We start from the raw sequence: 345 nt of genomic DNA, 5'->3' as shown, positions 1-345 counted from the left end.
TAGCTCCTCAGCTGTTTCGGATAACCTTAATTGGCGAAAGTGCTCCTGCAAGTCATTTACAGTTTTATTCACTGTGGTTCACCCCCTAAAATACTTGTGTAAGCAGTAAGAGAGCGAGTTGTCACTATGATGTTGTCTTGACTTGAATGTTTTATAAAGGGAGTCTTCACCTTTTGGGTACATTCAGTTTGTAATGCATTTTGATGGTTTGCGATATCCCGAAAGTCATTGGCGCTGTAAAGTTTATCTATCAGGCATTTAGTCAAAGTGGCTTCAATCCACATTGGGTATTTCTCAATGACGTTTTGAATAATTATGAGCTGATCACGCCGATACCGTGGGTAT

1 pseudogene is annotated in these 345 nt (G+C 40.0%); it reads right to left on the bottom strand.

Annotation, left to right across the window (positions count from 1 at the left end):
- Window positions 1-68 precede the first annotated feature (68 nt).
- A pseudogene (locus ACFRCG_RS48465) lies at window positions 69-345 on the bottom strand (IS21 family transposase); the annotation flags it as partial.

This window comes from Embleya sp. NPDC056575 (assembly GCF_042793325.1).
Lineage (GTDB): Bacteria > Actinomycetota > Actinomycetes > Streptomycetales > Streptomycetaceae > Embleya.
This window is presented reverse-complemented; position numbering and strand designations above follow the sequence as displayed.